Here is an 18,283-nt window from a genome sequence, read left to right as displayed (position 1 = left end):
ATGATCTGCTCGTACAAATTCCTCCTGCGGCCCACGGCACGCCAGGAGGTCGCGCTGCGGGAGATGCTGGCCGACCACTGCTCGCTGTACAACGGCGCTCTCCAAGAACGTCGGGACGCGTACCGGCACGGCTCCAAGACGAGTATCCGTTACGGCGGCCAGTCCGCTCAGCTCAAGGAGATCCGGGCGTACGACCCGGAGCGTCAGGGTCGCTGGTCGTTCTCCTCCCAGCAGGCCACCCTGCGCCGGCTGGACAAGGCGTTCCAAGCGTTCTTCCGTCGGGTCAAGGCCGGACAGACGCCCGGGTACCCGCGCTTCAAGGGTGTCGGGCATTTCGACATTGTCACCTTCCCGAAGGACGGCGACGGCTGCCGCTGGAATTCCACCCCGCACGACCAGCACGTCCGCGTCCGTCTCCAGGGCGTCGGTCATGTACGGGTGCACCAGCACCGGTTTGTGCGGGGCCGTATCAAAACGATCTCGGTCAAGCGCGAGGGGAACCGCTGGTACGTCATCCTCGTGTGCGACAACGTGCCCGCTGAGGAACTCGCACCCACGGGCACGGTCGTCGGAATTGACATGGGCATCATGCACTTCCTCACCACATCCGACGGCGGGCACGAGCCGAACCCGCGTTTCCTCGGTGTGGTGGCCGAGGAACTGGCGGAGGCGCAGCGGCACCTGGCGACGTTCCCGAAGCACTCCCGGCAGCGCACCAAGAGACACCGGGCCGCCGCCCGCAGGGTCGCCAAGGTGTACGCAAAGGTGCGGCGAAAGCGGCTCGATTTCCACCACAAGACCGCCCGCGCGCTGATCAGCGACAACGACGTGATCGCGCACGAGCTGCTGAAGACGACGGGCATGACCAAGAGCCCGGCGCCCAAGCCGGACCCCGAGAACGATGGCGCGTTCCTGGCGAACGGAGCGGCCGCCAAGTCCGGGCTGAACAAGAGCATTCTCGACGCGGGTTGGGGGCAGTTCCTCGTAATCCTGGCGAACAAGGCTGAGAGTGCCGGTCGCCTCGTGATTCCGGTGGATCCCCGCAACACCTCCCGCAGGTGCCCGCCCAGCCTCGGCGGCTGCGGACACATCGCGAAGGAGAACCGCGTCACTCAAGCGAAATTCCAGTGTACGGCGTGCGGCCTCACCGCCCATGCGGACCACGTCGGCGCCTCGAACATCCTCGACAGGGCCGGGCTGGCCCTCTGCGACGTGGCTTAGCCACCGACACAGGAAGCCCGCGCGTTCACGCGTGGGCGGAGTCACGCTCTCCTCCTCGTCACCGCGCCGCCGCCGGACACCGGCCTGAGCACCGGAGGGTGGATCGCGCCGGCCGTGCCCGAGAGCGGGGTGCCGCTGCCGCCCCAGCGCAGCGCGATGATCTCGGCGGCGATCGACACCGCGACCTCCTCGGGGGTGCGCGCGCCCAGGTCCAGCCCGATCGGCGAGCGCAGCCGGGCCAGTTCGGCCGGATCCATCTCCGTGTCGCGCAGCCTCTTGAGCCGGTCGTCGTGCGTCCGCCGGCTGCCCATGACGCCGATGTACGCGGCGGGGCGGCGCAGCGCGACCTCCAGCAGCGGCACGTCGAACTTGGGGTCGTGGGTGAGGACGCACACCACCGTGCGGTCGTCGGTCTCCGTGCCGCCCAGGTAGCGGTGCGGCCAGTCGACGACGACCTCCACACCCTCGGGGAAGCGCTTCGGGGTCGCGAAGACCGGACGCGCGTCGCAGACGGTCACCCGGTAGCCCAGGAACAGCCCGATGCGCGCCACCGCCGCCGCGAAGTCGATCGCGCCGAACACCAGCATCCGCGGCGGCGGGGCGAAGGACTGCAGGAAGACCGTCACGTCGTCCTCGCGCCGCTCGCCGTGCGGGCCGTAGTGGCGCTGCCCGGTCGCGCCCTGGGCCAGTTCGCCGCGGGCGTCGTCGGTGACCGCCGCGTCCAGGCCCGTCGAGCCGAGGGTGCCGGCGACCCGGTCCGGCCACACCGTGAGCGTGGCGCCGCGCGGCGCGGGACCGTCGAGCACCGTCGCGGTGACCACCGGGCGGTGCGCGGCGACGGAGGCCGCCACCTCGCCGAAGCCCGCGTCCGTGGCCGGGGAGACCGGACGGACCAGCAGGGTGATCTCACCGCCGCAGGTCAGCCCCACCTCGAAGGCGTCGGCGTCGCTGTAGCCGAACGTGTGCAGCCGGGCCTCGCCCGACGCGACGACCTCCTTGGCCAGTTCGAAGACCGCGCCCTCCACGCAGCCCCCGGAGACGCTGCCGACGACCTCGTCACCGGGCCCCACCGCCATGGCCGCGCCCGGCCCGCGCGGCGCGCTGCGGCTCACCGCCACCACCGTGGCCAGCCCGAAGGGGGTTCCCGAGGCGTACCAGTCGTCCAGCGCAGGGAGGATCTCACGCACCGTCGGCTCCTCTCACCACGGCGGCCAGACGTTCCAGCGCGCCCAGACTGTGCCCCTCCACGAAGGCGTCGACGCTCGGCAGCGCCGCCGCCATCCCCGCCGCCAGCGGGGCGTACCCCGGTCTGGCCTTGCGCGGGTTGGCCCACACCACGCGGTGCGCCAGCCGTGCCAGCCGCCGCATCTGCGCGGCCAGCAGGGCGGGGTCGCCGCGCTCCCAGCCGTCCGACAGCAGCACGACCACCGCGCCGCGCGCCGTCCCCCGCGCGCCCCAGCGGTCGAGGAACGCCCGCAGCGTCTCCCCGAGCCGGGTGCCGCCGCTCCAGTCGGGCACCGCCGCCCCGACCGCGGCCAGCGCCGCGTCGGGGTCGCGGCGCGCCATCTCGCGGGTGACGCGGGTCAGCCGGGTGCCGAGGGTGAAGACCTCGATGGGCGTGCGGCCGCGTGAACCGTGCGCGGCGGCGTGCGCGAACCGCAGCAGCGCGTCCGCGTACGGGGCCATCGACCCGCTGACGTCCAGCAGCAGCACCACCCGGCGCGGCTTGCGGGCCGGGGCCCGCCGCAGCAGGACGGCCGGCTCCCCGCCCCGGCGCAGCAACTCCCGTACGGTACGGCGCGGATCCACGCCACCGCGGCGTGCCGGTCGGCGCCGGGAGCTGCGGCGCGGCTCACCGTCGAGAGCGAAGACCGCGAGAAGCCGGTTCAGTTGGGCCCGTTCGGCCGCGGTCAGTACGGCGACGTCACGGTGCCGCAGCACCTCCGTCGCACTGGCGAGCGCGGTCGCGGTGGGTCCTTCACCGCCTTCCTCGGTGGTCCGCTCCCCGGGCTCGGCCCGCGGCACCGCGGGCGGGCGCACCGGGCGGACCGCCGGCCGCACCCGGCGCGGCGGCCGTTCGCCGTCGAAGAAGGCCGCGAAGACCCGGTCGTAGCGCTCCAGGTCGTCCGGTCCGCCGCAGAGGGTGAGCCGCCCCGCCCAGTAGACGTCGCGGCGCCGCCCCGGGTCGAGCCGGCCGAGCGCGGCCAGGAACGCGGCCACCCGGTCGGGGCCCGCCGGCACCCCGGCGGCCCGCAGGGCGCGGGCGAAGCCCACCACTCCCGCCGTGCCGTCCGCCGTGACCGTGCGCACCGTGCTCACCGCGACCCGCCCGTCCGCGCGGCGAGGATCTCCGACAGGTCGAGCGAGCGCGCCCGCTCCGCGTCCTCGCGGTACTTCAGCACCGAGCCGAGGGTGGTCATCGCCAGGTCCGCGTCGAGTTCCGTCGCGCCCAGCGCGGCCAGCGCCTCGGCCCAGTCGATGGTCTCCGCCACCCCGGGCGGCCGCACCAGGTCCTGCTCCCGCAGGCGCTGCACCACGGCCGTGACCTGGGCCGCGAGCCGCGCCGCCACGTGCGGCTGCCGGCGCCGTACGATCGCCAGCTCCCGCTCGAAGCCGGGGTGCTCGAACCAGTGGTAGAGGCAGCGCCGCTTGAGGGCGTCGTGCACCTCGCGGGTCCGGTTGGACGTCAGCACCACCACGGGCGGCGACTGCGCCCGCAGGGTGCCCAGTTCGGGGACGGTGACGGAGTACTCCGACAGCAGTTCCAGCAGGAAGGCCTCGAACTCGTCGTCCGCCCGGTCGATCTCGTCGACCAGCAGCACCGAGGGGCTGGTCTCCAGGGCCCGCAGCAGCGGCCGGGCCAGCAGGAACCGCCGGCTGTAGAGCTCGCCCTCCAGCGTCCCGGGATCGCTCACGCCGGCCGCCTCGGCGGCCCGCAGGTGCAGCAACTGCCGCGGGAAGTCCCAGTCGTACAGCGCCTGCGACGCGTCGATGCCCTCGTAGCACTGCAGCCGGATCAGCGGCGCGCCGAGCGCCTCGGCGAGCGCGTGCGCCAGCGCGGTCTTGCCGACGCCCGCGTCGCCCTCGCAGAAGATCGGGCGGTGCAGCGTGAGCGCCAGGTAGCAGGCGACGGCGAGGCCGTCGTCGACCAGGTAGCCGGTCTCCTCCAGCCGGGCCCGCATCTGTTCGGGACCGGCGATCCCCGGCGCCGCCCCGGCCGCGGGCGCGGCAGCGGGAAGCCCGGAGGGGGTGGGGAGGGGGGCGGAACGCGGGGCGCCGGGGCCGTGGGGTCCCACCGCCCCGGCGCGTGCCGTCGTCACGGGAAGCGGCCCGCAGGAGGGGCCCGCCGGGGTGGTCCACCCCGGCGGATTCCCGTGCGCCGGCCAGGTCATGCGCTGCGTCCGCTCCTCATGTCAGGTCCGCCGCGGCGAGGACGGCCCTGCGGGTCAGCACCCTCGCCAGGTGCCCCCGGTACTCGGCGGACGCCGACAGGTCGGATGCCGGCCGGGTGCCCTCCGCCGCGCTGTCGGCGGCCGAGGCCACCGCCTGCGGTGCGGCGTCGGCGCCCGCGAGGGCCGCCTCGCAGGCGGTGGCGCGCACCGGGGTGGGCCCCATGTTGGACAGACCGACACGGGACTCGACGATGCGGCCGTCGTCCCGCCGCACCAGCGCGGCCACCCCCACCACGGCCCATGCCTGGGCGCTGAGCTGGAACTTCTCGTAGTGGAAGCCCCAGGCGTCCGTCTTGGGCACCCGCACCTCCACCAGCAGTTCGTCGGGCCGCAGCGCCGTCTGCAGGTAGTCGGTGAAGAACTCCCGCGCCGGGACGCTCCGCCGCCCGTCCGGGCCCTGGACGACCAGTTCGGCGTCCAGCGCGAGGACGGCCGCGGGCACGTCCCCGGCCGGGTCGGCATGGGCGAGGGCGCCGCCGATCGTGCCGCGGTGACGCACCGCCGGATCGGCCACCGTGGCCGTGGCGGCGGCCAGCAGCCCGGCGTGCCGCCGCACCAGCGGGTCGTGCACGACGTCGTGGTGCGAGGTCAGGGCGCCGATGACGAGGGTGTCCCCGTCGGTCCGCACCCCACGCAGGCCGGGGATCCGGCCGACGTCCACGAGGAGTTCGGGGAAGGCGAGCCGCATCCGCAGGATCGGCAGCAGGCTCTGGCCGCCGGCCAGCACCTTGGCGTCGTCCCCGGCGAGGGCGAGCTGCCCCACCGCCTCCTCCACGGTGCGGGGCCTGACGTACTCGAACGACGCGGGAATCATGAGCTGCCCTCCTCCGGACGGGCGGACCGCGGCGCGTCCCGCAGGGCCCGCCAGATCCGCTCCGGCGTGCACGGCATCGGCACGTCCGTGACGCCCAGCGGCCGCAGGGCGTCGACCACCGCGTTGACCACCGCTGGGGTCGAGGCGATCGTCCCGGCCTCGCCGACGCCCTTCACGCCCAGCGGGTTGGTGGTCGCCGGGGTCTCGGTGCGGTCGGTGAGGAAGTCGGGCAGGTCGGCGGCGCAGGGCACCAGGTAGTCGGCCATGGTGCCGGAGACCAGGTTGCCCTCCTCGTCGTACACCGCCTCCTCGAACAGCGCCTGGGCGATGCCCTGGGCGAGCCCGCCGTGCACCTGGCCCTCCACGATCATCGGGTTGACGACCTTGCCCACGTCGTCCACGCACACATAGGAGCGGATCCGCACCCGGCCGGTCTCGGTGTCCACCTCCACCGCGCACAGATGCGTGCCGTGCGGGTAGGAGAAGGCCTCGGGGTCCTCCACGTGCTCGGCGTTGATCGTCGGCTCCAGCCCGTCGGGCAGGTCGTGCGAGGTGAACGTCGCGAACGCCACCTCCTGGATGGTCCTGCGCGCGTCCGGCGAGCCCTTCACCGAGAAGACGCCGTCGGCGAAGTCCAGGTCGTCCTCGCTCGCCTCCAGCAGGTGCGCGGCGACCTTGCGGGCCTTGTCCACCACCTTCCGCGCCGCGCGGTGCACGGCCACGCCGCCGACCACCAGCGAGCGCGAGCCGTAGGTGTCCATGCCCTGCGGCACCGTGCGCGTGTCGCCGTGCAGCACCTCGACGTCCTCGAAGGGCACGCCCAGCACGTCCGCCGCGATCTGGCTCCAGCTCGTCACATGGCCCTGGCCGTGCGGGCTGGTGCCGGTCAGCACCTCCACCTTGCCGGTGGGCAGCATGCGGATGGACGCCGCCTCCCAGCCGCCCGCGCCGTAGCGCAGGTCGCGCAGGATCCGGCTGGGCGCGAGCCCGCACATCTCCGTGTACGTCGACACGCCGATGCCGAGCCGCACCGGGTCGCCGCGCTCCTCGCGCTTGCGCTGCTCGGACCGCAGGTCGTCGTAGCCGAAGAGGGCGAGCGCCTTGTCCGTCGCCGACTCGTAGTTCCCGCTGTCGTAGGTGAGGCCGCCGATGGTGGTGTACGGGAACTCGTCGTGGCCGATCCAGTTGCGGCGGCGCACCTCCACCGGGTCCATGCCGAGTTCGGCGGCGAGTTCGTCCATCATGCGCTCGATCGCGAACGTCGCCTCGGGGCGGCCCGCGCCACGGTACGCGTCGGTGGGGGTCTTGGTGGTGAAGACGCCCGTGCAGGTGAAGTCGTAGGCGTCCATCTTGTAGATGCCGGGGAACATGAACGCCCCGAGCAGCGGGACGCCCGGCGTCACGATCATCAGGTACGCGCCCATGTCGGCGAGCAGGTCCACCTTCAGGCCGAGCAGCCTGCCGTCGCGCGTCGCGGCGAGTTCGAGGTCCTGGATCTGGTCCCGGCCGTGGTGGGTGGCCAGGTAGCCCTCCGACCGGGACTCCGTCCACTTCACGGGGCGGCCGAGCTTGCGGGCGACGGCCAGGCCGATCGCCTCCTCGCCGTAGACCTGGAGCTTGGAGCCGAAGCCGCCGCCGACGTCCGGCGCGACGACCCGGAGCCGGTGCTCGGGGATGCCGGTGACGACGGCCATCATCACCCGCACGATGTGCGGGATCTGCGTCGCGGAGTACAGGGTGTACTGGTCCGAGGTGTCCGGCGGGATCGCCACGACGGCCCGCGGTTCCATGGCGTTGGGGATGAGCCGCTGCTGCACGAAGCGTCGGCGCAGCACCACATCGGCCCGCTCGCGCACCGTCGCGTAGTCCTCGCCGGTGGCCAACGGCCAGGTGTAGCAGCGGTTGGTGCCCTTGTCGGCGTGGACCAGCGGGGAGCCCTCGGCGAGCGCCGCCTCCATGTCGAGGACCGGGGGCAGCGGCTCGTAGTCGACGTCGATCGCCTCCAGCGCGTCGGCGGCCGCGTAGCGGTCCCGGGCGACGACGACCGCGACCGGGTCGCCGGTGTGGCGGACCTCGTCGACGGCGACCGGCGGGTGCTCGGGCAGCACGATGTCCTCGGTGACGGGCCAGGCGCACGGCAGCGACCCCAGCCCCTCGGCCAGGTCGCGGCCGCTGTAGGCGGCGACGACCCCCGGCCGCTCCAGGGCCGGCGTGACGTCGATCCGCTCGATGCGGGCGTGCGCCATGGGGCTGCGCAGGATCGCGATGTGCAGCAGGCCCGGGACGGTGATGTTGTCGGTCCAATTGGTCCGGCCGGTCACCAGCCGGGCGTCCTCCTTGCGGACCCGGGCCCGGCCGACCTCGGGTTCGCGTCCGGTGAGCTGGTCGGTCATACCGGCGCCCCGCTCCCCGCCGTGCTCGGCTCGGCGTGCTCGGCCACGGCGCCGGGCTCGGGCGCCTGGTGCCGGCGTTCCTCGGCGGCGGCCGCCAGCACCGCGCGCACGATGTTCATGTAGCCCGTACAGCGGCAGAGGTTGCCCTCCAGTCCCTCGCGGACCTCCTCGGGCGTGGGGTCGGGGTTCTCCCGCAGCAGGTCGCGGGCCGCCATGATCATGCCGGGGGTGCAGAAGCCGCACTGCAGCGCGTGCTGTTCGTGGAAGGCCCTCTGCAGCGGGTGCCACTCGCCGTCGGCGGAGGCCAGCCCCTGGATCGTCGTCACCTCGCCGCCGTCGGCCTGGACGGCGAGCACCGAGCAGCTCTTCACGCTCTTCCCGTCGAGGTCGACCGTGCAGGCACCGCAGTTCGTGGTGTCGCACCCGACGGGGGTACCGGTCAGGCCGAGCCGGTCCCGCAGGTAATGGACGAGCAGGAGGCGGGGCTCCACCTCGTCCTCGTAGGCCGTGCCGTCCACCTTCACCGAGATGCGGGTCATATGCCCTCCCAGAGGCGCCGCGTGGCGAATCCCCCGTTCTGCTCTGATACGCGCAACTGTAAGTCGCGCCCGGGGACAACGCGACGCCTCGGACGCGAGTTTCGCAGGCCTCTTGCGCTCCGAAATCCGAGGCGTAATGTTGATTACATGATTACCAGCGAGCAGAAGGAAGCGCTGCGCGGCTGGCTCGCCGGGCGGCTCCCCGAAGGGCTGTTCGAAGCTCTCGTGGACGTGACCGTCGACCGCGAGGAGATCACCGTCGTCGGCCGCATCCCCGCACCCGCGATCGGCGCCGAGGCGTCGGCGGTGGAACGCGAGGCCGCGCTCGACGGGCGCGTCGCCGAGTTCCGGGAGCGCACCCGCGAGGACCGCGTCGCCGTCGCCCGCGAGGCGGAACACCGCTTCGGGCGCAAGGTCTCCTGGGGTGTGGAGTGCGGCGGGCGCCGGGCCATGTACACCACCGTCTCCGTCCCCGTCATGACCCGGCTGCGCCAGCCCGAGCGGCAGGTCCTCGACACCCTTGTCGCGGGCGGTGTTGCCCGCAGCCGCAGCGAGGCCCTCGCCTGGTGCGTCCGCCTCGTCCGGGGCAACACCGACACCTGGCTCGGCGACCTGCGCGATTCCCTTGAGCACGTCCAGCGCGTCCGCGCGCAGGGGCCCGACCGCGACACCTCTGCGCCCACCGACGACGACTGACCGGCGGCTGCGCCGGGCTGCCCGTGTCGCCGCGTGCGGTTCGTTGTCGTGTGCGGGGTGTTTGCGCCTGCGGCGGGCGTCCACCCGCCCTCCCGCCCGATTGCCCGGCGCGGTCAGTGCGGGTCCCGCACCGTGTGCCTGGGGCGGTGGCGCGCCGGCGCACGTCCTCAACGCTCGCGGTTTACGCCCACATCATTCGGCGCCGGGTCCGCCGCTCGTCTCCCCCAGCCTTCGGCCGGGGGGACCCCCATGGGCGCACCCCGCCACACCCCCTCCCGTGGGTTCGGGCGCATGACGGCCGGTGGGGGTGTGATGGGGGGCGCCCCTCCCCGCACCGCTGGGAACTGCCCCCAGCAGGGGGTCCCCCGGCCGGAGGCCGAGACAGGTGCGCGCCGCGGTGGGGGTGCCATCCGCCCGAGCGCCCCGATCCCCTCTGGCCCACCGAGCGCCTGACGGCGGTGGGCGTTCGGTAAGGCGTGTGCGGCAACCCCGGACTGCCCTCTACCCCCCACCGGCCGTTGTCGCCCGACGATACGGAGGGGGCGGGGGAGGTGGGGGCACCCCCGGCCGAAGGTTGGGGGAGGGTGGGCGTTCTGGACGCTGACGTGTATTTGTTGTGCGGCACAGACGGTACCTACCTGGACCGCCCGCCATGCACATAGATATGCGGTACAGAATGCCCAGCCCCGGAGGCCCCGCCCCCGGCCCACCACGCACGCGCGCAGGCCCGCACCAACCATCCGGGGCAATCGGGCGGGAGAGTGGGGGACAGCCCGCCGCAGGCGCAACGAACCCGCACAGGCTGGTTCCGGGACGGCACGGCCTCCGACGCCGGTCGGGCCTGCCCGGCGGCCCATCCTCCGCCGCGACGGGGGTACTTGGGCGCGCGGGGGTGCCACCCGTCGGCCGTCCGGCGGTCCTGCCGAGCCCCCGTGCGAGACCCCGTCACCCGCGAAGGGCACCTGCGCCGGTGGGCCGCACGGGTTAGATTCGAAGGCGTGCTGCGCATCGTGGACGGCAGGAACGGCGAACCCGTGGAACTCGACCCGGGACGGCGCACGCCGCTGCGGGTGCTGGCCCACACCGGTGCCGCGGGCGGGACGGCCGCACTGCGGGTGCTGCTGCTCGCGGACGTGCTGGCGCGCACCGCGGAGACCTACGGCGGGCAGGTGCTGGTCGCCTCGGTGGGCCCGGCCGACCCCGCACTCGACGCCGCCGCCGCGGCGCTGGGCATCAAGCCCCGCGAGGCCCGCGGCGACACCGGGCGCGAGGCCGAGGAGGCGCTCGCCGGACCGGCGAGGGTGCACGTCGCACCGGCGGACACGGACACCGGCGGCCCCCGCCTGGACGTCGGACCCGTTCACCCTTTCGACGTAGCCGCCCCCGGCCCCGCGGTACGGCTCGCGCTGCTCCGGCTGGACCGCCGGGCCCCCGCGGAACTGACCCCGCGAGCCCTCGAGGCGGCGGAGGACGGCCTGCGGCACTGGCGCGGCGCGGTGGCCCGCTGGGCGGAGTCGCCGTCCAAGCCCATGTGCGCCGAGTACGTCGAACGCATCCAGGCGGCCCTGCGCGCGGACCTCGACACCGTCGCCTGCCTGGCCGCCCTCGACCGCCTGGAGGAGGAGACCGCCCTGCCGGACGGCTCCCGCTTCGAGACGTTCGCCCGGGCGGACCGCGTGCTCGCCCTGGAGCTGACCGGCGAGGTCGGCGGGGTGAGGTCGTGAGGCGCCGCGCGGAAGGAGCGCGACGGCTCGTCGTGCTGCGGCACGCCAAGTCCGCCTGGCCCCCGGACGTTCCCGACCACGACCGTCCGCTCGGCCCCCGCGGCCGCCGCGACGCCCCGGCCGTCGGCCGCTGGCTGCGTGAGGCCGGGCAGACCCCCGACCTGGTGATCTGCTCGACCTCCCGGCGCACTCAGGAGACCTGGGAGCTCGCCGCGGCGGCCCTGGGCGCCAGGCCGCCCGCGCCGGTGCGCCTGGATGAGCGGGTCTACGCGGCCACCGCCCGCGCCCTCCTCGACGTCCTGCGCGAGGCCCCCGAAGAGGCAGGGACCCTTCTGCTGGTCGGCCACAACCCGGGCGTCCAGGACCTCGTCCTGCGCCTGACGGGCGAGGCCCGCGCGGACGCCCTGCTCCGCGCCGCCGACAAGTTCCCGACCTCCGCCCTCGCCGTCCTGACCTGGTCCGCCCCCTGGTCCTCCCTCACCCCGGAACACGCCCGCCTCGACGACTTCGCCGTCCCCCGCGGCTGAAGCGCGTCCCGCCCGCGTCGTCGTAGGCGCCGTCAGGCGGAACGCCGGTCGAACCCCCGGGCGTTGTCGGCGCGCGCGGGGGCGCCGCCGTGGCCGCCGACGTCCCGTCGTGCCTCCGGCTCCCGGGCGCTCCAGCTGGCGAGCAGCTTCCAGGCGTCCTGCGAGGCCTGCTCCTGCGCCGGCAGGTACATGAACAGGGTCTGGTCGGGCTCGCCCGACATCGTGAACGCCTGGTAGTCGACGGTCAGGTCACCGACGACGGGGTGGTGGTGACGCTTGGTCCCGTGGGTGCGGTCGAAGACCTTGTGGTCGGCCCACCAGCGGCGGAAGTGCTCGCTCTTCATGGCCAGTTCGCCCACCAGTTCGGCGGTGCGGGTGTCCTCGGGGTGACGGCCGGCGTCGAGCCGCAAGGTGGCGGTCATCTCGGCGGCGACCTGCTCCCAGTCCGGGTACAGGGCGTGGGCGGCCTCGTCCAGCAGGATCCAGCGGGTGAGGTTGCGCTCGCGTACCGGCATGGCGTCGAAATCGGCGATCAGCGCGCGGGCCAGGTGGTTGGTGGCCAGCACGTCGGTGCGGCGCCCCAGAACGAAGGCGGCCTGGTCGACGAAGGAGTCCATGAACCGCCGCACCTCGGGCCTGACGCGCTGGACGCTCGGCGCCGAGCGGCGGCGTGCGGTGCCCGGCTTGGGCCCGGCGAGGTCGAACAGGTGGGCACGTTCCGCGGCGTCGAGCCGCAGAGCGGCGGCCACCGCCTCCAGCACACCGGCCGAGGGGCTGATCTGCCGCCCCTGCTCCAGCCGCGTGTAGTAGTCGGTGCTCACTCCGGCCAGTTGGGCGACCTCCTCCCGGCGCAGCCCCGGTACCCGCCGGTAGGCGCCCCGTTCGGGCAGCCCGACCGATGCGGGGCAGATGCGGGCGCGTGATCGACGCAGGAACTCGCTGAGTTCGACGTTGCGGGCCATGCCCCCATTCTCGCTCGCGGGGTGGTGCGGGCGACCCGGGAAAGGGGGTCGCCGAGTCCTACGCAGCCGATTCCCCGGCAGGTCAGGGCCGGAAAGCGGCCCCTGCGGCCCGGTTTCCGCGTGGTGTCCTGGATTGCGGAGGCCCACCGGGCAGGCACGGATCCAGCCGAGCCCCCGATCCCGGTCCCCCTCCTTCCCGCGGACGGCATCCCCGACCCCATCCGGGCTGCCGCCGCGCGATCACCGAACGTCATGGAACCCATCCTTGAGGAGAGCACGGACATGACCAGCACCACCCACGCGTACGCCGCACACGCTCCCAAGGCCCCGCTGGAGCGCACGACCATCGAGCGTCGCGAGGTCGGCGAGTTCGACGTCCTGATCGACGTCAAGTACGCCGGCATCTGTCATTCCGACATCCACCAGGTCGACGAGGGCTGGGGTGAGGCGATCTTCCCGATGGTCCCCGGCCACGAGATCGCCGGTGTCGTCTCCGAAGTCGGCCCCGGTGTCACGAAGTTCCAGGTCGGTGACCGGGTGGGCGTCGGCTGCATGGTCGACTCCTGCCGCACCTGCGACAACTGCAAGGCGGGCCTGGAGCAGTACTGCACGGGCGGCGGCATGATCTTCACGTACAACGCGGTCGGCACGGACGGCGAGCCCACCTACGGCGGCTACTCCCGGGCCATCGTCGTCGACGAGAACTACGTGCTGCGCATCCCCGACGGCCTCTCCCTGGACGTGGCCGCGCCCCTGCTCTGCGCCGGCATCACCACCTACTCCCCGCTCCGGCACTTCGGCGCCGGACCCGGCAGGAAGGTGGCGGTCCTGGGCCTGGGCGGCCTCGGTCACCTGGCCGTCAAGATCGCCCACGCGCTCGGCGCCGAGGTGACGGTGCTCTCGCAGTCCCTGCGCAAGCAGGACGACGGGCTGCGGCTGGGCGCCGACCACTACCGCGCCACCAGCGACCCGAGCACGTTCGAGGAGCTCGAGGGCACCTTCGACATCATCCTGTCCACCGTCTCGGCCCCCCTCGACTTCGGCGCCTACCTCAAGCTGCTGAAGACCGACGGCGCCCTGGTGAACGTCGGCCTGCCCGAGGAGCCCATCTCCCTGGACCTCTTCTCCGTGATCACCGGCCGCAGGACCATCGCCGGTTCCCTGATCGGCGGCATCGCGGAGACGCAGGAAATGCTGGACTTCTGCGCGGCACACGGCTTCGGCGCGGAGATCGAGCTGATCCCCGCCGACCGGATCAACGAGGCCTTCCGGCGCATCCTCGCCAGCGACGTGCGCTACCGCTTCGTGATCGACGCGTCCACGATCTGACCGGGCCGCGGCCCGCACGGGACGCGACCGCCGTGGGGCCGCCCGCCGACCGCACCGAGCCGGCGGGCGGCCCCACCCGGCCACCGGCCCGGGTGGCCGGGTGGCCGGGTGATCAAGGGGAGCAGAAGGCGTGCGCACCACCACCGACCGGCAGCACTCGGCCGCCCCCGCGAGCCGCGCGGACCAGTGGCTCGTGGGACTGCGCCGCCACGCGGCCCGCAGCGGGGAGTGCCGGCACTCTACGTCGTCGACGACACCAAGGAAGGAGCCGACGCCGCCGTGGCCGCCGCGATGGGGCGAGCCGGGGCCCGCGACCAGGCCACCGAGGAGCAGGCCGCGCCGATCACGGACCTCGAAGTGCGGCGACCGTGCCCCAGCCCCTTGGGCCAGATCCACCTCGAGCCCGGCCCGCGCGGGCGTCAGGCCGACGCGCCCAGGGCGGCGACCGTGGCGACGGCGAGGCGGTCGAGGTAGCGGGGGGTGAGGGGGGAGCGGAGGACCGCGAGGCGCCAGTAGAGGGGGCCGGCGATGAGGTCGAGGGCGAGGTCGCAGTCCGTGCCGGCGGGGAGCTCGCCGCGTTCGACGGCGGCCTCGACGATGGCCGTGGCGATGCCGCGCTGGGTGTCTCGCAGCGCGGTCTGCAGGGTCTCGGCGATCTCCGGGTGGCGGGAGGCCTCCGCCAGCAGGTCGGGGATGATCTGCGAGGCGACGGGGTGCCGCAGCGCCCGCGCCGTCACCTCCAGCAGCATCCGGATGTCGCCCAGCAGGCTCCCCGTGGCGGGCGCCGGCATGCCGACCGCCGCGACGGCGGAGACCACGTCGAGGACGAGGGGAAGCTTGGAGCGCCAGCGCCGGTACACCGCGGCCTTGCCGACGCCCGCGCGCCGTGCGATCCCCTCGATGGACATCCGTCCGTACCCGACCGCGGCGAGTTCCGCGAAGACGGCCGCGCGGATCGCCTCCGTGACATCGTCTCGGAGCACTGCCGCCCCGGCGGGGGCGCGTCGTGGGGGTGCGGTGTCCGGTGCCATGTCCGGCAGCCTACGCGACGACGGGACGGAACGGTTGCGTTCCAACGCGCATGTGGTCTAACGTCCTGGTAACGACGATACGGTCTCGTTCCGTCGGCGCACAACAGCCCCCTCGCGCCTCACCCCCCGAACGGAAGCGCCACCCTCGTGAGCCTTGACATCGAGTCCTCCTCAGCGGCGACCGCGCCGCCCGGCGCTCCGGCGCCGTCCCCCGCAGAGCTGGCGGCCAGGCACGGCCTGACGGTCAGCGGGGCCCGTCCCGGCCTGGGCGCCTACGTGCGGCAGCTGTGGGGACGTCGGCACTTCATCACCTCGTACGCCACCGCCCGCGTGTCGGCGCAGTACACGCGGGCCCGCCTGGGCCAACTGTGGCAGGTGCTGACCCCGCTGCTCAACGCGGCCGTGTACTACCTGATCTTCGGCCTGCTGCTGGGCACCGACCGCGGCGTCGACAACTACATCGCGTTCCTGGTCACCGGCATCTTCGTCTACACCTTCACCCAGTCCTCGGTGATGGCGGGCGTCCGTGCCATCTCCGGCAACCTCGGCCTGGTGCGGGCCCTGCACTTCCCCCGCGCCAGCCTGCCGATCGCGCAGACGATCATGCAGCTGCAGCAGCTGCTGATGTCGATGCTCGTGCTCTTCGCCATCGTGCTGATGACCGGCGAGGTGCCCGGCCCGTCCTGGCTGCTCGTGATCCCGGCGCTGCTGCTGCAGTCGGTCTTCAACGCGGGCCTGGCGCTGGTGATGGCGCGGCTCGGCAGCAAGATGACCGACCTCGCGCAGCTGATGCCGTTCATCCTGCGGACGTGGATGTACACCTCCGGTGTGATGTACAGCATCAGCCACGTCGCGGCGCACGCGCCGCAGGCCGTGAAGATCCTGCTCGGCCTGAACCCGGCGGCGGTCTACATCGACCTGATGCGCTTCGCGCTGATCGACAGCTTCACCTCCGAGCAGCTGCCGCCCCACGTGTGGGCGGTCGCCCTGGGCTGGGCACTGGTCATGGGCGTCGGGGGCTTCGTGTGGTTCTGGAAGGCTGAGGAGAGGTACGGCCGTGGCTGAGCACATCCCCACCGTGATCGTGGACGACCTGCACATCGTGTACCGGGTGCACGGCGCGGGCAGCGGCCGCGGTACCGCGGTCAACGCCCTGACGCGGCTGGTCCGCCGCAAGGGCGCCAACCCGAACGTCCGCACCGTGCACGCCGTGCGCGGTGTGAGCTTCACCGCCTACCGGGGCGAGTCCATCGGCCTGATCGGCTCCAACGGCTCGGGCAAGTCCACCCTGCTCAAGGCGGTCGCGGGGCTGCTGCCCGCGGAGAGCGGCAAGGTGTACACCCAGGGGCAGCCCTCGCTGCTCGGTGTGAACGCGGCCCTGATGAACGACCTGACCGGCGAGCGGAACGTCATGCTCGGCGGCCTGGCGATGGGCATGTCGCAGGACGAGGTGCGGGAGCGCTACGACCAGATCGTCGAGTTCTCGGGGATCAACGAGAAGGGCGACTTCATCTCGCTCCCGATGCGGACCTACTCCTCCGGCATGGCGGCGCGCCTGCGCTTCTCGATCGCCGCGGCCAGGAGCCACGACGTCCTGATGATCGACGAGGCGCTCGCGACCGGTGACAACCGGTTCCGCAAGCGCTCGGAGGCGCGGATCCGCGAGCTGCGCAAGGAGGCCGGCACCGTCTTCCTCGTCAGCCACAACAACAAGTCGATCCGCGACACCTGCGACCGCGCCATCTGGCTGGAGCACGGCACGCTGCGGATGGACGGCCCGACGGACGAGGTGCTCAAGGCCTACGACGCGTTCACCCAGGGGAAGTGACGCCGCCCGGCGCGAGCCGGGCACCGGTGCCAGACTGAGGACGGACATCGGGACCACGGCAGCACCGGGCACGCACGCAGGCCAAGGAGACCGCCATGCTCACCACCCAGTACGTCAACGGCGCGCCGAACTGGATCGACCTCGGCAGCGCGGACACCGGGGCGGCGGTCTCCTTCTACACCGGGCTCTTCGCCTGGGACGCGCAGTCGCTCGGTCCCGAGGCCGGCGGCTACGGCTTCTTCCGCCTCGGCGGGAAGACCGTGGCCGCCTTCGGGCCGCTCAGCGAGGAGGGTGTGCGGTCCTCCTGGACGCTGTACTTCCAGACGGCCGACGCCGACGCCACCGCCAAGGCGGTCGAGCAGGCGGGCGGCACCGTGCGCCTCGCGCCCTTCGACGTCTTCACCAACGGCCGGATGGCCGGCTTCACCGACCCCGGGGGAGCGGAGTTCGCCGTGTGGCAGCCCCGCGACACCGAGGGCCTCGACGTGGTCACCGAGCCGGGCAGCCTCGGCTGGGCCGAGCTGTACGCGCCGGACGCCGCAGCGGCCGGCGCCTTCTACGGCGCGGTCCTGGAATGGCAGGCGCAGGACGTGCCGCTCGGTACGACCAGGTACACCGTGCTGTCGACCTCGGGAGGCGGCCGGGAGGCGTCCCTCGGCGGGATCGTGGAGATCACGGGCGAGATGAGGGACGCCGGCGTCACCCCGCACTGGCTGCCGTACTTCGAGGTCGAGGACGCCGACGCGGTGGTGGCCAAGGCCGGGCAGCTCGGCGGCCGGGTCGTCATGGCGCCCCGGCACGCCGAGGGCGTCGGCCGCTTCGCGCACCTCGCGGACCCCTTCGGCGCGCTGTTCGCGGTCATCGCCAGCCAGCCGCAGCAGAGCTGACGGGGCGGCACGGGGGCACTGTCAGTGCCCGCTGCAAGACTGGGAGTCACCAGGGCACAGCACCCCCGTCGAAGGAGCACCCCATGCTCAGCACCGACTACGTACCCGGCGCGCCCAACTGGCTCGACCTGGGCACTCCCGACGTCGACGCCTCCGTGGCCTACTACCGCGAGGTCTTCGGCTGGGACTTCCTCTCGGCCGGACCGGAGGCGGGCGGCTACGGCATGTTCCGGATCGCCGACCGGACCGTCGCCGGCATCGGGCCGAACAACGAACCCGGTGTGACGACCGCGGCCTGGGAGCCGTTCTTCCAGACGGCCGACGCCGACGCCACCACCAAGTCCGTCGAGCAGGCCGGCGGCAGCGTGCGGTTCTCCCCCATGGACGTCTTCGACCTCGGGCGGATGGCGGCCTACGCCGACCCGACCGGGGCCCGCTTCTGTGTGTGGCAGCCGGGCGCCAACAAGGGCCTGGACGTCGTCAACGAGCCCGGGACGCTGTACTGGACGGAGCTCTTCACCGCGGACGCGCCCGCTGCGCTGGCCTTCTACCGCGAGGTCTTCGACTGGAGGACCGAGGACTCCCGGATGCCCGGCGACGTCTACACCCTGGTCTCCCCGGCCGGCGGCGGCGAGAGCGACGCCCATGGCGGCGTCATGCAGCTCGACGAGCAGATGCTCGCGGCGGGCGCAGGCACACACTGGCTGCCGTACTTCGCGGTCGCCGACTGCGACGCCACGCTGGCCAGGGCCGTGTCGGCCGGCGGCACGATCCGCGTCCCGGCGATGGACGTGCCGGAGGTCGGGCGCTTCGCCCAGATCGTCGACACGCAGGGCGCGGCCTTCGGTGTCATCACGCCCCCGCCCTCCGCGGGCTGAGA

17 protein-coding genes are annotated in these 18,283 nt (G+C 73.4%); 9 read left to right on the top strand and 8 right to left on the bottom strand.

Annotation, left to right across the window (positions count from 1 at the left end; all coding sequences use genetic code 11):
• Positions 1–1,221, top strand: coding sequence for an RNA-guided endonuclease InsQ/TnpB family protein (locus tag OIE69_RS09320; protein WP_326571474.1), 1,221 nt, complete (start codon positions 1–3; stop codon positions 1,219–1,221).
• A gap of 41 nt (positions 1,222–1,262) precedes the next feature.
• On the opposite strand, the gene OIE69_RS09315 is transcribed toward OIE69_RS09320, so the two are convergent.
• The 6 genes from OIE69_RS09315 to OIE69_RS09290 all read right to left on the bottom strand — a co-directional run bounded on the left by OIE69_RS09315 (position 1,263) and on the right by OIE69_RS09290 (position 8,419).
• Positions 1,263–2,408 carry an XdhC family protein gene (locus OIE69_RS09315; protein WP_326571473.1) on the bottom strand — a complete coding sequence of 382 codons (1,146 nt, stop codon included), beginning with the start codon at positions 2,406–2,408 and terminating at the stop codon, positions 1,263–1,265.
• Positions 2,401–3,540, bottom strand: coding sequence for a vWA domain-containing protein (locus OIE69_RS09310; protein ID WP_326571472.1), 1,140 nt, complete (start codon positions 3,538–3,540; stop codon positions 2,401–2,403). Before OIE69_RS09310 ends, OIE69_RS09315 begins: the two co-directional genes overlap by 8 nt.
• Positions 3,537–4,403, bottom strand: coding sequence for an AAA family ATPase (locus OIE69_RS09305; RefSeq protein ID WP_326581068.1), 867 nt, complete (start codon positions 4,401–4,403; stop codon positions 3,537–3,539). Before OIE69_RS09305 ends, OIE69_RS09310 begins: the two co-directional genes overlap by 4 nt.
• A 226-nt stretch (positions 4,404–4,629) precedes the next feature.
• Positions 4,630–5,487: an FAD binding domain-containing protein gene (locus tag OIE69_RS09300; RefSeq protein WP_326571471.1), complete on the bottom strand. Its 858-nt coding sequence runs from the start codon at positions 5,485–5,487 to the stop codon at positions 4,630–4,632.
• Entirely contained in the window at positions 5,484–7,880 is a 2,397-nt protein-coding gene (locus tag OIE69_RS09295) for a xanthine dehydrogenase family protein molybdopterin-binding subunit (RefSeq protein WP_326571470.1), read from the bottom strand. The genes OIE69_RS09300 and OIE69_RS09295 overlap by 4 nt, the downstream gene beginning before the upstream one ends.
• On the bottom strand, positions 7,877–8,419 hold the full coding sequence (locus tag OIE69_RS09290; RefSeq protein ID WP_326571469.1) for a (2Fe-2S)-binding protein: 543 nt from the start codon (positions 8,417–8,419) through the stop codon (positions 7,877–7,879). Before OIE69_RS09290 ends, OIE69_RS09295 begins: the two co-directional genes overlap by 4 nt.
• Positions 8,420–8,566: 147 nt before the next feature.
• On the opposite strand from OIE69_RS09290, the gene OIE69_RS09285 reads away from it, so the two are divergent.
• From OIE69_RS09285 to OIE69_RS09275, 3 genes are all read left to right on the top strand, one after another.
• On the top strand, positions 8,567–9,115 hold the full coding sequence (locus OIE69_RS09285) for a hypothetical protein (RefSeq protein ID WP_326571468.1): 549 nt from the start codon (positions 8,567–8,569) through the stop codon (positions 9,113–9,115).
• Between the two features lie 998 nt (positions 9,116–10,113).
• Complete coding sequence (locus OIE69_RS09280) at positions 10,114–10,839, top strand: hypothetical protein (RefSeq protein WP_326571467.1); 726 nt, start codon at positions 10,114–10,116, stop codon at positions 10,837–10,839.
• The gene (locus OIE69_RS09275; protein WP_326571466.1) at positions 10,836–11,366 is read left to right on the top strand and encodes a SixA phosphatase family protein; all 531 of its coding nucleotides are present in this window, start codon (positions 10,836–10,838) and stop codon (positions 11,364–11,366) included. The genes OIE69_RS09280 and OIE69_RS09275 overlap by 4 nt, the downstream gene beginning before the upstream one ends.
• 32 nt (positions 11,367–11,398) lie before the next feature.
• Here OIE69_RS09275 and OIE69_RS09270 read toward each other — a convergent pair whose 3' ends face one another.
• Positions 11,399–12,328: a helix-turn-helix transcriptional regulator gene (locus OIE69_RS09270; protein ID WP_326571465.1), complete on the bottom strand. Its 930-nt coding sequence runs from the start codon at positions 12,326–12,328 to the stop codon at positions 11,399–11,401.
• A 282-nt stretch (positions 12,329–12,610) separates the two neighbouring features.
• Here OIE69_RS09270 and OIE69_RS09265 point away from each other — a divergent pair, with 282 nt between their 5' ends.
• On the top strand, positions 12,611–13,657 hold the full coding sequence (locus tag OIE69_RS09265) for an NAD(P)-dependent alcohol dehydrogenase (RefSeq protein WP_326571464.1): 1,047 nt from the start codon (positions 12,611–12,613) through the stop codon (positions 13,655–13,657).
• A gap of 419 nt (positions 13,658–14,076) precedes the next feature.
• On the opposite strand, the gene OIE69_RS09260 is transcribed toward OIE69_RS09265, so the two are convergent.
• Entirely contained in the window at positions 14,077–14,688 is a 612-nt protein-coding gene (locus OIE69_RS09260; RefSeq protein ID WP_326571463.1) for a TetR/AcrR family transcriptional regulator, read from the bottom strand.
• A gap of 147 nt (positions 14,689–14,835) precedes the next feature.
• Between OIE69_RS09260 and OIE69_RS09255 the strand changes: the two genes are divergently transcribed.
• From OIE69_RS09255 to OIE69_RS09240, 4 genes are all read left to right on the top strand, one after another.
• Complete coding sequence (locus OIE69_RS09255) at positions 14,836–15,753, top strand: ABC transporter permease (protein ID WP_391575782.1); 918 nt, start codon at positions 14,836–14,838, stop codon at positions 15,751–15,753.
• Entirely contained in the window at positions 15,746–16,516 is a 771-nt protein-coding gene (locus OIE69_RS09250) for an ABC transporter ATP-binding protein (RefSeq protein ID WP_326571462.1), read from the top strand. Before OIE69_RS09255 ends, OIE69_RS09250 begins: the two co-directional genes overlap by 8 nt.
• A 95-nt stretch (positions 16,517–16,611) precedes the next feature.
• Complete coding sequence (locus OIE69_RS09245; RefSeq protein WP_326571461.1) at positions 16,612–17,403, top strand: VOC family protein; 792 nt, start codon at positions 16,612–16,614, stop codon at positions 17,401–17,403.
• An 83-nt stretch (positions 17,404–17,486) separates the two neighbouring features.
• Positions 17,487–18,281, top strand: a complete 795-nt coding sequence (locus OIE69_RS09240) for a VOC family protein (RefSeq protein ID WP_326571460.1) — start codon at positions 17,487–17,489, stop codon at positions 18,279–18,281.
• Positions 18,282–18,283 lie beyond the last annotated feature (2 nt).

The sequence above is a fragment of the Actinacidiphila glaucinigra genome, assembly GCF_035918135.1.
GTDB lineage: Bacteria > Actinomycetota > Actinomycetes > Streptomycetales > Streptomycetaceae > Actinacidiphila > Actinacidiphila glaucinigra.
Note: the sequence above shows the minus strand (reverse complement) of the source record. Positions and strands in the feature narration are given on the sequence as shown.